We start from the raw sequence: 14216 nt of genomic DNA on the forward strand, positions 1-14216 counted from the left end.
TCAAGCCAGACCGCACTGCCGCCACGCCGCCCGCACCGCGTTGCGGAACAACATCGCCACCGTCGTCGGACCCACCCCACCCACACGCGGCGTGATCGCACCCGCCACCTGCGCGCACGACTCGTCCACATCCGGCAGCAACCGCCGCCCCTCGTACCGCACCCCACCACCGACCACCACCGCACCCGGACGCACATGCTCCGGCCGCACGATCCCCGGCACCCCCGCCGCCGCCACCAGGATCTCCGCCCGCCGCGTGTACCGCGGCCAGTCCGCCACCCCCGTGTGCACCACGGTCACCGCCGCGTTCGCCGTCGGCCGCTTCTGCGCCAGCAACATCGCCAGCGGCCGCCCCAACGTCGCACCCCGGCCCAGGATCACCACCTCCCGGCCCGCCACCGGCACACCGTGAAACGCCAGCAACGCCTCGATCCCCGCCGGCGTACACGGCAACGGACCCGGCAACCCCAACGCCAGCCGGCCCATGTTCACCGGATGCATCCCGTCCACGTCCTTGTCCGGATCCAGCTCCGCCAACGCCCGGTCGTAGTCCAGGTGACCCGGAACCGGATACTGCACCAGCACCCCGTGCACCGACTTGTCCGCGTTGAGATCCGCCAGCACCGCATGCAGATCCGCCTGCGACGCCGACGCCGGCAGATGCACGTGCGGCGACACGAAACCCAGCTCCGCCGCCTGCCGCTGCTTGATCCGGATATAACCCGCGCTCGCGTCGTCGTCACCCACCAGCACCGTCGCCAACGCCGGCGTCACCCCCGCCGCACGCAACTGGACCACCGACGCGGCGACCTCCGACAACACCTGCTCCGCCACCGGCGCACCCGGCAACAACCGCGCAGAAGACATACGACACCTCGCCCGCGGAGGCCCAGGCGGTCGACCCCCACGACGAGCTCCCCGATGGTTCACCCATCCCCGTGCCGCCAGTCGCGTTCCCCCTCAGCCTGCCACAGCCTCCGCCGCCACCGCATCCACCACCGCCTGCCACTCCGGCAACGCCGCCAGCAAACCGTCCGCCCGCCGCCGCCGATCCGCAGACGACGCCACACCCAGATCCGCCAGCACCGCCCCGAACGCCCGCTCCCGCTCCGGCGCCACCGCACCCGACACCACAAGACACCGCGCGTACGTCACCAACACCCAGAACATCGCCTCCCGATGCCGGCCCGCCCCAACCAGCTCAGCCGCACCGTCGAACACCACCGGACGCCCCGCGGCGCTCAGGTCCGCCCCGAACGCGAACCCCTCCCGCGGCAACCGAGACACCTCGTCGAACAGCACCGCCAACCCGGCCAGATGCTCCCGCACCCGCGCCGCGTCCACGCCCGCCCCGCCGCCGTCGAGCGTGTCCAGCAACCCCGCGTACCGATCCGCGAACCCGAACCGCGACAACACCCGCTCCGCCCGCACGTACCGCCGCCGCACCGTCGGATCCACCAGACCCGCCACCGCCGGCCACACCGCCAGCAACGACGTCGGAAACACCCACGCCAGCACCTGCTCCGCCACCGGCGCCGAACCACCGACCGCCCGCAACCCGGCCTCGATCCGCCGCCGCACCCCCGCGCACCGCGCCCGCACCCACACCGGATCCGCGAACCCCGCCGCCACCCGCTCCCGCACCGCGGCCAGCCGGCCCGACGGATCCGCGATCACCCCATCGGTACGGAACATCGGCGCGAACACCCACGACCCCAGCACGTCCTCCGGGCCACCCAACTCCTCCCACGTGACAGTGCTGACCTCCAGCAGCACCCCCCGGTGCACGAACTTGCCCACCTTCGCGCCGGGCTCCCGGCGCACCAGCAACACATCCACGTCCGACGACACCGGCAGCGCCGCGTCGTCCGGCAACCCCACAGTCGACCCGCTGAAGAACGGCCCCTCGATCAACGGATCGACGCGCATCCGCTCCCGCACCCACCCGACCGCCACCGCCCGCGCCGCACCGACTCGCATCCCGCCGATCCTGCCAGCCCGGCAACGCCCACGCCCGCCCGCATTGACACGGAAGGTTGTCGATCGGACACAGAACGTGGAACATCGATACAAGTGACTGTCGTCAAATCGTGTGGGGCGATGCAATGGCGGGCTACTATCCGATCCTTAAAGGCCGAAAAGCCGAATTCCGGGCCCTCGACCACATCGCGGATGAGTTGGTGCCGCACATCCTCCCGATCTTCGACGTGCCACCGTCCGACCAGGGTTCGATCAAGGCCGCCTCCGCCTTCAGCCAGCGCGCGCAGGAATCCATCCCACGCGACATGGCCATCGCTGTCGACGTGCGTCACCTCCCGGAGCCCACCACCGGTACCCGCCGACCCCTTCAGGACATCGCCGACGACCTGCACCGATGGGGGATCCCCGCCCTGCCCGTCGCCCACCTGCACGACACCCCCGCACAACTGGCGGACGTCCGTGACGCCGCCGCCCCGTACGGCGGCGTCATACGGCTCCCCGCCGACCACACCGAACCGGACGCCGCCGAAACCGGCGCCCGACTGAGTCACGTTCTGTCCGCCACCGAACTGCATCCCGAGGACTGCATCCTCATCCTCGACGTCGCTGAGGTGCCCTCCGACCGGGACCTCACCAGCGCCGAACCCTTGATCCGTAAACACCTCGCATGGGCTCGGCGCCATCCCTGGAAGACAGTCGTCGTCGCCGCGGGTGCCATGCCCGCGAACATCTCCCACGTGCCGGCCCACACAGCCACCCCGCTGCGCCGGAGGGACTTCGATCTCTGGAAGCGGCTACAGGAGCACGACATCCAGTTCGCCGACTACGGGATCACCTGTCCCCGCATGAGCTCCGGAACCCGCGGGCCGGCACCGAACCTCCGCTACACCCACCACGACGCCTGGTGGGCCTACCGAGCCACGCGCGACGGCAACGGCAACATCGGCATCTACGACATCTGCAAGGCCCTTGTGTCCGCCGACCACTGGCCAGCCGCCGGACGGCACTTCTCCTGGGGCGACGAACAGATCGCCCTGCGCGCCGCATGCCATGCCGGGACCGGCGTCGCCACGGATTGGATCGCTTGGGGAACGTCACACCACCTGGCGTACGTCGCCGCTCAACTCGGCCTGCCCCCTACTGCTTGAGAAACCCCGACAACGCCCGGTTGGTGCGGTTCGCCGCCACCGCCGCCCGCTGCTGACCCGCCGTCACCTCGATGTACGTCTGCGACGACGCCAACGACGCGTGCCCCAGCAATCGCATGATCTCCGCCGCGCTCGCCCCGTCCTCCGCCAGCCGCGTCGCGAACGTGTGCCGCAACGCGTGCAACCGCGCACCCCGCGGCACCCGGTCACCGATGCCCGCCCGCCGGTAACACGACTCGACCAGGTACTGCAGACCACCCCGCCGCAACGGCTCACCCTGACGGTCCACCAGGAACGGCGCGTCCGGCCGCACGCTGCGCGACCCGAACCGGTGCCGCCGGCTGTCCAGATAACCGGCCAGCACCCGGTCCACGGCGTCCTCGATCGGCACCGTACGCGGCCGCCCGCCCTTTCCCGCCACGTCCACCCGCCGCTCGCCGGCGCGCCCGGCCACCGACGACACCCGCAGCGCCAGCAGCTCCGACAGCCGCAACCCCGCGCACAACGCCAGTGCCAGCACCGCCAGGTCGCGCTCCGGCCACGGATCACGCTGCCGGCCCTCCGCGCGCGCCACCGCCGCCAGCAGTTCCTCCGGGGTGTCCTCGCCCCGCAGCGGCTTGGGCCGGGGGAGAGGCGTGCGGGGCCGGCCCACCGCAGGCATCGGATTTCCCGGTACGACGCCCTCGGCGACCAGGAACGTGAAGAAGCTGTTCCACGTCGACCAGGCGCGATGGACCGACGCGGCGGCGCGGGGAGCGGCGAACCGCGCGAACGCCGCGCGCATCACGCGGGGGGAGAGGGTGCTGACGGGTAGGTGCAGGGGAGCGGCTTCACCGTCGGCGGCGACCAGCTCGGCCACCGTGGTCAGATCCCTCCGGTACGCGGCCAGGGTGTGGGGGGAGGGCTTACGGGTGGCCCGGGCGGTCAGGAACTCCTCGATCAGAGCGCCCGCCGTATCGTCCGGTTTGTCATGCATAAGGGATATTATGCATGATTTTCGCGTTCCCGCCAGGAGGCCCACTTCGGGGGAGCGCGGGCGATCAAGGCGATGATCAACTCCATCTCGCCGAGACGGCGGTATCCGCAGCCCTCCGCTGCAGCCACCTCGGCGAACTGGCGGCAGCTCCGGGCGATCATGAGGTTGACCGGGAGTGCTGTCCAATTTGTCGCCGTCAACTTCATGATCGGCGGACGGTGGATGGAGCGAGGTGGGGTTCAGGCGATTGGTGCCTGCCGGCGGGCAAACGCCGGGCGATGTCGTGTCTGTCGGTGCGAGGCGGCTGGCGGCGGACGGCGAGCTCACTGTCGGTGCCAGCGCTCGCCAGGGGTGGGCTAATCGACCCGCCTGCACCCGAAGGCCTGCCGAAGCGGTCACCCGCTTGCGCGAGCGCTCGGGGAGGTCCCGTCTCCGGGTTACTTGACATAATATACATTATCGAATCGCCGCCAGAGGCGCTCAGGCAGGCTGCGGGTCGCGGTGCTCGGCCTCGCCGGCCTCCACGTCCTCGACGGACCGCAGATCCGGCATGTCACGCACAGCCGGCGCGAGGGCCGCCACGCCGGCGAGCGCCAGCATGACGGCGGCGAAGCTGCCGAACACCATCGGGGCCGGCACCCGGTCGATCAGCAGGCCGGACAACGCCGGGCCGAACGGCGCCACGACCAGCGCGATGAAGCTGGTGGCGGCGTTCGCCCTCCCCTGAAGCTCGCCGGGGGTCAACAGCGTCTGCAGGGTCAGCATGCTGATGTTCGCCGCCGGTACGACCAGGACGCAGGCGCCGGCCAGCGCGCCCAGCGCCAGTCCGTTGTCGGTGGTGGCCATGGCGGCGGTCAACACGCCGCAGGCCCAGATGACCGCGAGGATCAGCCAGCGGGTGGGTACCCGGGCGGTCAGCCAGGACGCGACGAGCGACCCGGCGACGGCGCCGAGCCCGACGCACGCCATGACGGTTCCGGCGGACAGGCCGGAGGCCCCGTTGCGGACCGGCACGACGATGATCGCCAGCAGCACACCGGCGAACGCGAAGTTCAGGACGGCGCCGCTGAGCAGCGTGAACCGCAGTGCGGGGTGCCGCCACAGGAACCGTACGCCGGCGACCGCCTGCCGGGGCAAAGACTCCCCCGGCTGGGTCAGGGTCCGGCCGAGCGGGCCGCGCAGCAGGGCCACGGCGACCAGGGATACGGCGTACGAGATCGCGTCGACGAGGAACGGCAGGGCCGGGGCGAGGCCGAACAGGAAGCCGCCGAACGGTGGGCCGGCCAGGTGGACGACGCCGTTGCGGGTCTCGTTGAACACGGTGGCCGTACGCAGGTCGCGGGCCGCAACGACGGCGCGGGTGGCCGCCGCGGCGGCGGGTTGCAGCGCGGCGCCGAGGCCGGCGGTGGCGGCGGCGAGGAGCGCGATCAGCAGGACGGGCGCGTCTCCGATGAGGGCGAGGACGGTGACGCCGGTGACGGCGAGGAGCGCGCCGCCGTCGCAGCAGAGCATGAGGATGCGCCGGTCGCGGCGGTCGGCGAGCAGGCCGGCGGGCAGGAGTACGAGGACGAGGGCCATGCCTTCGGCGAAGGCGACGAGGCCGGCGTCGGTGGCGGAACCGGTCGTCATCAGGACGAGCAGCGGTGTGGCGACGGCGGTGACCTGGGTGCCGAGTTTCGAGGCGGTGCGGGCGACGGTGATCAGGAGGAAGTCGCGGTTGTGTCGCAGGCCGGTGGGCGGCATGAGGGCTCCGTGGGCGTGGTGGCGGGCGGGAGGTCGGCTCCACCGGGTGGGTAGACGACGGACCCGGGCGGGCGGGGGGCCGCCCGCCCGGGTCGCCAGGCGGATCAGGTGTGGCCGGGGCCGGTGGCCCCGTCGCCACTGCCGTCTCAGCCGTTGCAGCAGGCGATGCTGATGCTGCTGGACTGCGGCGGGACCGCGTGGCGGGTGCCGTTCTGCGTGGCCATGGCCTGCAGGTTGAGGAGCTTCGTCATGGGGGTTCACCTCCTTCGTGGGTGTGGTGGTCGGGCCTCCGGTGTGTCCCGGAGGGCCGTCGGTGGGTGCCGACGGGGTCTGTGGGTGCCGGCTGGTTCAGCTCGCGGCGAGGAGGTGGCCGGTGGTCGCGACGTGGGTGGGTGCGTCGAGGAAGGGCAGTGTGACTCCGGTGTGGTGCAGCGCGGCGTGCATGGCGGAGAGGATTCCGGCGCCGCCGGCGGCGAGGTCGGTGGAGATGCGCAGCAGGGTGTCGCCGGGGAAGGCGAGGTGGCCGTCGAGGGCGTACGCGTGCCAGGCGAGCCGGGCCAGGTGTGCGGGGTGGCGGCGGGTCGCGGCGTCGCGGACGATGCTGACGGGACGGTTCGGGGTGGGGTGGGGCGGTTCGTCGGCGAGGAGTGCGGCGGTGGCGAGCAGTCCGGCGCGGCCGTGGAAGAGGCCGGGCAGGAGGACGAACTCGACGTCGACGGTGCGGCGGACGGTGGTGACGATGTCGCGCAGCCAGGGGCGTTCGCCGTGGTGGAGCAGTGTGTGTGCGGCGACGGCGATGCCGGCGCTGCCTTCGTCGAGGTAGAACAGTCGTCGTGCGCCGTCGCGTACGTGGAGGTTGCCGTTGTCGTCGCGGACGGTGTGTTCGAGGTCGCGGCGGACGGCGGTGCGGGCGGCGTGCAGCCAGGCGGGGTCGCCGGTGGCTTCGTGGAGCCGGGTGAGGAAGACCGCGGGGCCGGACCAGCCGCGGAGCAGGCCGGGGCGTGCGGGTTCGGGTACGGGGTGTCTGGTGTCGTCGGTGAGGGTGCGGGTGAGCCGGTCACCGATGCGCAGGGCGTCGTCGGGGGCGGGAGTGCCGGTGCGGAGCAGGGCGAGTCCGATGCCGGCGAGGCCGCTGTGCAGGCCGGGGCCGTGTTGGTCGTGGAGGCCGGTGCGACATCGGTCGAGGAGTTCCGCGGCGTCGTCGTGGCGTCCGGTGCGGTGCAGCAGCGCGGCGATGCCGGCCAGGCCGTCGTAGAGGCCGAGGTGGGTGGCGGGTAGGCGTTGTGCGGCGCGGACGAGCCAGTCGAGGTGTTCGTCGCGTTCGGGGTAGTGGGTGCCGGTGCTGACCAGTGCCCAGATGACGCCGGCGGCGCCGTGCGCGAGGGTGGCGCCGCCGTGTGGGAACTGTCCGGGGTCGCCGGGGAAGAGCCGGTCGGTGCGGTGTGGGGTGGCGGTGGCGCGGATTCCGGCGGCGAGTGATTCGAGCAGCGGGGTGTGGTCGGCGGTGTGGCCGGTGGGCCATGGGAAGCGGGTGACGCGGGTGTGCTCGGAGGCAGCGGTGCGGGCGGGCGTGGCGTGTGCGGTGTGCAGGTCGTCCTGGATGCGGTCGAGGTATCCGGCGGGCAGGGGGAACCGTCGGGCGGCGGTGACGAGGTCGTGGAACTTCTCGTCGGTCAGTGCGGTGAGTTGGGTGATCGGTATGAAGACGGCGAGTCGGAGGCAGGCCAGCGCGTATGCGTCGACGGCCGGGCCGCGGCGTATCCGCGGGGTGGCGAAGCCGGGGTCGCCGAGTGACGGGGTGAAGTCCTCGTCGGCCAGGTACGCCTGTTCGAAGTCGACGAGGACGATCCGGCCGTCGGGCCGGATCATGACGTTGGCGGTGTGCAGGTCGCCGAAGACCACTCCCCTGGCGTGTATCTGGGCCATTGCCGTCTCGACGCGGTCGATGACGTCGAGCGCCCAGGTGGTGTAGTCGGCGAGGTCCTGGTCGGTGGGGTCGGGGTGGATCAGGGGGTGCCGCATGGCCAGGTGGTGTTGGAGGGTGTCGCCCTCGACGAACTCCTCGACCAGGAATTCGTGTTCCCACCAGGTGAGGCGGTCGAGAAGTCGTGGTACGCAGTCGAGGCCGGTGAGGCGCCGCAGCATGTCCTCCTCGCGGCGCAGGCGGGTGAGGGCGTCTGTTCCTGCTCCGTCGAGCCCGGCCAGCGGCCGGGCTTCGCGCAGGACGACGGTGCGGCCGTCGCGCAGGTCGGTGGCGCGGTAGACGCCGCCGGCGTTGGAGTGGTGCAGGGCCTCGTCGATGCGGTAGGGCGGGTCGTCGGCGGTCTGCGCGTCCACTGCCGCGATGTGTTCGGCGACGAAGTCGGGTACGGGGGCCCAGTCGGGCACGGTGAAGACGGGTTCGCGCCGGTCGGGGACGAGGACTCCGTCGGGGCGTACGACGGCGGGGACGGGTTCGTCGCCGTCGACGCACCAGAGTTCGGCGAATCCGCCGTAGCGCAGGTAGAGGGGTCCGTCGTGCCAGCGCAGGTCACTGAGGACGTATGGGCCGCGGTAGCCGGCCAGCCGGGTGCCGAGGTCGTCGAGGATGCGGCGCAGGGCGGTGTCGTCGGCCGGGTACAGGGCGGCGAGTTTTCCGCTGCCGGCGCGGTGGGCGTACTTCTCGTTGTTGACCAGGGCGAGTCGCCGGCTGCGCTGGAACTTGAAGGCGACCCGGTGGCGTACGCAGTGGTCGCGTACCAGGTCGAGTACGTCGGCGGCGTCGTCGAGGCCCACTGACACGTGCACCTTCCAGCCCTGCTGCGGCAGCTGCGTGTGGGTGGGGTGCCACATGACCCAGCCGCCGTGCTCGGCGACGCGCCATCCGTCGGGCGGGGTCTGGCCGGCCAGCGGGAACCGGTTCGCCGTGTCGGCGACGTACGCCGGTGAGTCGACGTGGATCGGGTCGGCGATCAGGAAGGCACCGGGCTTGGGCATGGCGAACCTCGCGGCCGTGACGGGTGGGATGGGTGTCCGGGGTGTTCGGTGTGTGGCTGCCGTCGTCCGGACTGGTTCCATCGTGGTCGTAGCCGGCCGGTTCCGGCGTCCGGCCGTGGGGCGAGGTTCGGTGTCCGCCCCGGTCCGGTCCGGGGCGCCGGGGGGTCCGTCTGGAAGGTGACACCGGATGTCACCCGGTACGGGGACGTCCGCCGGGCCTGGTGTCGGCCAGAATTCGTCGCGTACGCGGGTCGTCCGCCCGCATCTTTCTGTTCTCTGGAGGTCCTTGATGGAGACCGAGGTCCAGTCGCCGCCGGCGGTGTTGTTCCTGCAGGCGCAGCGGCCGGCGGGTTGGGTGACGGTGGCGCGTGGGGTTGCGCTGGACGGCCGGCGGTGTCTGCTGCGGACGGTGGGTGCGGGCCGGCCGCGCTCGGGTGACGCGGTGCGTCTGGTGGGGGTGACCGGTCCGGACGCGCGGTCGCTCACTGTGGCCGAGGTGTCGGTGTTGCACCGTGACCCGGCGGACCTGCTGATGGTGTCCCTCGCCGGTGAGACGGTTCCCGGTGGGTACGGCACCGACGCGTCGGCGGTGCGCCGGGTGCTGGCGTTGCTCGCCGACGACGGGGACCGGCGGTGGCGGGTGGCCGCGGACGTCGCCGGTGGCGTGGTGTCGCCGGTCGTGCTGGCCGCCGCGGGCCGGCCGGGTGTGCCGGTGACCACGCACCGGGTGAGCGCGGCGACGCCGGATGGTGGAGGTGACGACGACGGCTCTCCGCTGTCGTGGACGTGCCGGTTGTTCGGGATCGGCTGCCCCGCCGAAGATTCCTAGCCCGCCGATGACCACGGTGACCGGTGCGGTGGCGCCGTCTGCCCCGGCGCGGGCTGCGAGATGGTGGCGTCACGATCTTCTGCTGCTGCCGGTGCTGTGCCTGCTCGACCTGTTCACGGCTTCGTCGGTGGTGATTCAGAGTGAGCCGGTGGGCCCGGTCCGGCAGTGGGTGCAGGTGCTCGCCGCGGTGCTGTCGATCGGTGCCCTGTGGTGGCGGGCCCGCGCGCCGGTAGCCGTCTTCGGGTTCCAGTGTGCCCACGGTGTGGCGATGTGGTTCCTGGTGCACGACTACCGGCCGTGGGTGGGCCTGATCGTCGCCCTGTACGCGGTGGCGGCGTTGCGGCCGCTCGTGGTGTCGGCGGTGGCGTTCGCGGCGGCGTGCGCGCGTAGTCTGCTCAGCGCGCTCGACTCGTTCCGGGTGGAGCCGAACCCGGGTGCGCGGGCCGGGGAGTTCGTGGTCACCGCGCTGATGTTCGCGCTGATCTACGCGGCCGCGTGGGCGGCCGGGTCGGTGGTGCGGCGGCATCGGCGGCGGGTGGCCGATCTGGAACGGGAGCGGCGTCTGGCCCGGGCCGAGGCGGTGGCGTTGGAGCGTCGCCGGATCGCCGCCGAGCTGCACGACGTGGTGTCCCACTCGGTGACCGTGATGGTTCTGCAGGCCGCCGGTGCCGCGCGGATCAGCGCTTCCGACCCGGAGCGCACCCGGGAGGCGTTGCTGCACATTCAGCAGGCGGGGCAGCAGGCGATGGCGGAGCTGCGCCGGCTGCTGGCGGTCATGCGGGCCGAGTCGGGTCCGGCGGCCGGCGGTGAGCCGGGCCCGCAGCCGCGGCTGGACGACATCGAGGTGCTGCTGACGTCGATGCGGTGCGCGGGGCTGACGGTGACGATGTCGGTGTCCGGCAGCCCCAAGCCGCTGGATCCGAGTATCGAGCTGGCGGCGTACCGGACGGTGCAGGAGAGCTTGACGAACACGCTGAAGCACGTCGGGCGGCGTGCCTGCGCGACTGTGCATTTCGGGTGGCAGGAGCGGGTGGTGTTGCTGCGTGTCGACGACGACGGCACGGGCGGTGACCCGGGCGGCGCGGCGGCGGGGCTGTCGACCGGCAACGGGCTGGTCAGCCTCGCCGAACGGCTGGAACGCGTCGGTGGCCGCCTGGTCGCCGGGCGGCGTCCCGAGGGCGGGTTCCGGGTGAGCGCGACGCTGCCGGTCGCGCAGCGCGGCGACGTCGTGGCGGTGCCGGGTGACGGCGGGGTGCCGGCTGTCGGGTGAACGCGTGTCCGTTGGGCGACATCAGGCTGGCCGGCGACGCCGGCACCGATGATCATGTGGTGGGGCCGTGGTCACGGCCGCCGATGACGGGAGCCTTCATGATCAGGGTGCTGCTCGCCGACGATCAGCCGCTCGTGCGGGCGGGACTCGCGATGCTGCTGACGAACGAGCCGGACATCGAGGTCGTCGCCGAGGCCGGCGATGGGGCGCAGGCCGTGGAACTCGGTCGCCGGCTGCGCCCGGACGTGGTGCTCATGGACGTGCGGATGCCCGGCACCGACGGCCTGGCCGCGACGAGGCTGATGGCCGAGGAGAAGCTGATCGGTGACGCCGACCGGCCGGTGCGGATCATCATGTTGACGACCTACCACGTGGACGAGGCGGTGCATGCCGCGCTGCGGGCGGGCGCCTCCGGTTTCGTGCTGAAGGACGCCGCGCCCGAGGAACTGGTGTCGGCCATCCGGGCGGTGTCCGCTGGAGAGGCGTGGCTGGATCCCGCTGTGGCCCGGCGGCTGCTCGACGACCTCGCCGCCCGGCCCGACCCGGGGCTGCCCACACCGGTGCAGATGCGCGGGCTCACGCCGAGGGAGCGCGAGGTGCTGGTGCTCATGGCGTACGGGATGTCGAACCGGGAGATCGCCGAGCATCTCGTGCTCGGTGACGCGACGGTCAAGACCCACGTCAGCCGGGTCCTGACGAAGCTGGGGATGCGGGACCGGACGCACGCGGTGGTGGCCGCGTACCAGTGCGGGCTGGTGGAGCCCGGGACGGCGCCGCCGGCCCGGATGGCCGGCTTGTCCCGCTGAGGCCCGCGGCGCGGCCGGGAGCCTCAGCGGGCGCGGCGGTCAGGCGCCGACGTAGTCGGCGAGGTGTTCGCCGGTGAGCGTGGACCGGGCGGCGACGAGATCGGCCGGGGTGCCCTCGTAGACGAGCCGGCCGCCGTCGTGGCCGGCTCCCGGGCCGAGGTCGATGATCCAGTCGGCGTGCGCCATGACGGCCTGGTGGTGTTCGATCACGATGACCGACTTGCCGGCGTCGACGAGCCGGTCGAGCAGGCCGAGTAGTTGGGCGACGTCGGCCAGGTGCAGGCCGGTGGTCGGTTCGTCGAGGACGTACACGCCGCCCTTGTCCCCCATCCGGGTGGCGAGCTTGAGGCGCTGCCGTTCGCCGCCGGACAGGGTGGTGAGGGGCTGGCCGAGCGTGAGGTAGCCGAGGCCGACGTCGGCGAGCCGGTCGAGGACGGTGTGGGCGGCGGGGGTGCGGGCCTCGCCGTCGCTGAAGAACGTCTCGGCCTCGTCGACGGACATGGCGAGGACCTCGCTGATGTCGCGGCCGCCGAGGTGGTAGTCGAGGACGGCGGGCTGGAACCGTTTGCCCTCGCAGTCCTCGCAGGTGCTGGCGACGCCGGCCATCATGCCGAGGTCGGTGTAGATGACACCGGCGCCGTTGCAGGTGGGGCAGGCGCCTTCGGAGTTGGCGCTGAACAGGGCGGGTTTGACGCCGTTGGCCTTGGCGAAGGCCTTGCGGATGGGGTCGAGCAGGCCGGTGTAGGTGGCCGGGTTGCTGCGGCGGGAGCCGCGGATCGCGGTCTGGTCGATGCTGACGACGTCCTCACGCTTGGCCAGGGAGCCGTGGATGAGGCTGCTCTTGCCGGAGCCGGCGACGCCGGTGACCACGACCAGGACGCCGAGGGGGATGTCGACGTCGACGTCGCGCAGGTTGTGGGTGCGGGCGCCGCGGATCGGCAGGGCGCCGGTGGGCGTACGCAGCTTGTCCTTGCAGGTGGCGCGGTCGTCGAGGTGGCGGCCGGTGGTGGTGCCGCTGTCGCGCAGGCCGGCGACTGTGCCCTCGTAGCAGATGGTGCCGCCGGCGGTGCCGGCGCCGGGGCCGAGGTCGACGACGTGGTCGGCGATGGCGATGGTTTCGGGTTTGTGTTCGACGACCAGGACGGTGTTGCCCTTGTCGCGCAGTTGTAGCAGGAGGTTGTTCATGCGGGCGATGTCGTGCGGGTGCAGGCCGATGGTGGGTTCGTCGAAGATGTATGTGACGTCGGTGAGGGACGAGCCGAGGTGGCGGATCATCTTGGTGCGCTGTGCCTCGCCGCCGGAGAGGGTGCCGGCGGGGCGGTCGAGGCTGAGGTAGCCGAGGCCGATCTCGACGAACGAGTCGAGGGTGTCCCCCAGCGCGGTGAGCAGCGGGCCGACGGATGGTTCGCGCAGGTCGCGTACCCAGGTGGCGAGGTCGCTGATCTGCATGGCGCACGCGTCGGCGATGTTGATGCCCTTGATCTTCGAGGAGCGGGCTTCGGGTGCCAGCCGGGTGCCGTCGCAGTCGGGGCAGGTGGTGAACGTGACGGCGCGTTCGACGAAGGCGCGGATGTGCGGCTGCATGGCGTCGACGTCCTTGGCGAGCATCGACTTGCTGATGGCCGGGACGAGGCCGGTGTAGGTGACGTTGATGCCGTCGACCTTGATCTTGGTGGGCTCCTTGTGGAGCAGGTCGTCCAGTTCCCGCTTGGTGTAGTCGCGGATGGGCTTGTCGGGGTCGAACAGGCCGCTGGAGCGGAAGATGCGGCCGTACCAGCCGTCCATGCTGTAGCCGGGGATGGTGATGGCGCCCTCGTTGAGGGACAGCTTCTCGTCGTAGAGGACGGTCAGGTCGAAGTCGGTGACGGCGCCGCGGCCCTCGCAGCGGGGACACATGCCGCCGAGGCGGTTGAAGGTGCCCTTCTTGGTCTGGGTCTTGCCGGGGCCGCGGTCGACGGTGACGGCGCCGGTGGCGCGTACGGAGGGGACGTTGAACGAGTAGGCGTTGGGCGGGCCGATGTGGGGGTCGCCGAGGCGGCTGAACAGGATGCGCAGCATCGCGTTGACGTCGGTGGCGGTGCCGACGGTGGAGCGGGGGTCGGCGCCCATGCGTTCCTGGTCGACGATGATGGCGGTGGTGAGGCCTTCGAGGACGTCGACCTCGGGGCGGGACAGGGTAGGCATGAAGCCCTGGACGAAGGCGCTGTACGTCTCGTTGATGAGGCGCTGGGACTCGGCGGCGATGGTGCCGAAGACCAGTGAGCTCTTGCCGGAGCCGGACACGCCGGTGAAGACGGTGAGCCGGCGTTTGGGTATCTCGACGTCGACGTTGCGCAGGTTGTTCTCGCGGGCACCGTGGACGCGGATGATGTCGTGGCTGTCGGCGTGGTGCAGGCCGGTGGTGGCCTTGCTCATGGTGTCTCCGTCCGGTGTTGCGGTGTCAGTCGAGCCAGCGGCCGTCGCGCTTCAGGGTGCGGCCGGGCAGTTC

10 protein-coding genes are annotated in these 14216 nt (G+C 71.9%); 4 read left to right on the forward strand and 6 right to left on the reverse strand.

Annotation, left to right across the window (positions count from 1 at the left end; genetic code table 11):
- Both C569_RS0102785 and C569_RS0102790 read right to left on the reverse strand, forming a co-directional pair.
- Positions 1 to 867, reverse strand: a complete 867-nt coding sequence (locus C569_RS0102785) for a bifunctional 5,10-methylenetetrahydrofolate dehydrogenase/5,10-methenyltetrahydrofolate cyclohydrolase (protein WP_026267620.1) — start codon at positions 865 to 867, stop codon at positions 1 to 3.
- Positions 868 to 960: 93 nt separating this feature from the next.
- Complete coding sequence (locus C569_RS0102790; RefSeq protein WP_018784304.1) at positions 961 to 1980, reverse strand: hypothetical protein; 1020 nt, start codon at positions 1978 to 1980, stop codon at positions 961 to 963.
- Positions 1981 to 2105: 125 nt separating this feature from the next.
- Between C569_RS0102790 and C569_RS29705 the strand changes: the two genes are divergently transcribed.
- Positions 2106 to 3128 (forward strand): beta family protein, encoded by a 1023-nt coding sequence (locus C569_RS29705; RefSeq protein ID WP_018784305.1) that lies wholly within the window; start codon positions 2106 to 2108, stop codon positions 3126 to 3128.
- On the opposite strand, the gene C569_RS0102800 is transcribed toward C569_RS29705, so the two are convergent.
- The 3 genes from C569_RS0102800 to lanKC form a co-directional block, all read right to left on the reverse strand.
- On the reverse strand, positions 3118 to 4104 hold the full coding sequence (locus C569_RS0102800; protein WP_018784306.1) for a tyrosine-type recombinase/integrase: 987 nt from the start codon (positions 4102 to 4104) through the stop codon (positions 3118 to 3120). The genes C569_RS29705 and C569_RS0102800 overlap by 11 nt on opposite strands.
- Before the next feature lie 480 nt (positions 4105 to 4584).
- Entirely contained in the window at positions 4585 to 5847 is a 1263-nt protein-coding gene (locus tag C569_RS29710) for an MFS transporter (protein ID WP_018784308.1), read from the reverse strand.
- A gap of 348 nt (positions 5848 to 6195) precedes the next feature.
- Positions 6196 to 8823, reverse strand: coding sequence for a class III lanthionine synthetase LanKC (lanKC, locus tag C569_RS29715; RefSeq protein WP_018784310.1), 2628 nt, complete (start codon positions 8821 to 8823; stop codon positions 6196 to 6198).
- Between the two features lie 289 nt (positions 8824 to 9112).
- Between lanKC and C569_RS32985 the strand changes: the two genes are divergently transcribed.
- From C569_RS32985 to C569_RS0102835, 3 genes are all read left to right on the forward strand, one after another.
- Positions 9113 to 9652 (forward strand): hypothetical protein, encoded by a 540-nt coding sequence (locus C569_RS32985; protein WP_018784311.1) that lies wholly within the window; start codon positions 9113 to 9115, stop codon positions 9650 to 9652.
- A gap of 7 nt (positions 9653 to 9659) precedes the next feature.
- Complete coding sequence (locus tag C569_RS29720) at positions 9660 to 10922, forward strand: sensor histidine kinase (protein ID WP_018784312.1); 1263 nt, start codon at positions 9660 to 9662, stop codon at positions 10920 to 10922.
- 98 nt (positions 10923 to 11020) lie between these two features.
- A complete protein-coding gene (locus C569_RS0102835) occupies positions 11021 to 11728 on the forward strand; it encodes a response regulator transcription factor (protein WP_155945483.1) in 708 nt (235 codons plus the stop codon).
- Between the two features lie 39 nt (positions 11729 to 11767).
- On the opposite strand, the gene C569_RS0102840 is transcribed toward C569_RS0102835, so the two are convergent.
- On the reverse strand, positions 11768 to 14143 hold the full coding sequence (locus tag C569_RS0102840; RefSeq protein WP_018784314.1) for an excinuclease ABC subunit UvrA: 2376 nt from the start codon (positions 14141 to 14143) through the stop codon (positions 11768 to 11770).
- Between the last annotated feature and the right edge of the window lie 73 nt (positions 14144 to 14216).

It is taken from the genome of Micromonospora sp. CNB394, from assembly GCF_000374985.1.
Classification (GTDB): Bacteria; Actinomycetota; Actinomycetes; order Mycobacteriales; family Micromonosporaceae; genus Micromonospora; species Micromonospora marina.

Excerpts from the sequence above, each read along its gene's own strand:
- C569_RS0102785 (WP_026267620.1), bottom strand. The coding sequence starts at position 867 with ATGTCTTCTGCGCGGTTGTTGCCGGGTGCGCCGGTGGCGGAGCAGGTG.
- C569_RS0102790 (WP_018784304.1), bottom strand. The coding sequence starts at position 1,980 with ATGCGAGTCGGTGCGGCGCGGGCGGTGGCGGTCGGGTGGGTGCGGGAG.
- C569_RS29705 (WP_018784305.1), top strand. The coding sequence starts at position 2,106 with ATGGCGGGCTACTATCCGATCCTTAAAGGCCGAAAAGCCGAATTCCGG.
- C569_RS0102800 (WP_018784306.1), bottom strand. The coding sequence starts at position 4,104 with ATGCATGACAAACCGGACGATACGGCGGGCGCTCTGATCGAGGAGTTC.
- C569_RS29710 (WP_018784308.1), bottom strand. The coding sequence starts at position 5,847 with ATGCCGCCCACCGGCCTGCGACACAACCGCGACTTCCTCCTGATCACC.
- lanKC (WP_018784310.1), bottom strand. The coding sequence starts at position 8,823 with ATGCCCAAGCCCGGTGCCTTCCTGATCGCCGACCCGATCCACGTCGAC.
- C569_RS32985 (WP_018784311.1), top strand. The coding sequence starts at position 9,113 with ATGGAGACCGAGGTCCAGTCGCCGCCGGCGGTGTTGTTCCTGCAGGCG.
- C569_RS29720 (WP_018784312.1), top strand. The coding sequence starts at position 9,660 with ATGACCACGGTGACCGGTGCGGTGGCGCCGTCTGCCCCGGCGCGGGCT.
- C569_RS0102835 (WP_155945483.1), top strand. The coding sequence starts at position 11,021 with ATGATCAGGGTGCTGCTCGCCGACGATCAGCCGCTCGTGCGGGCGGGA.
- C569_RS0102840 (WP_018784314.1), bottom strand. The coding sequence starts at position 14,143 with ATGAGCAAGGCCACCACCGGCCTGCACCACGCCGACAGCCACGACATC.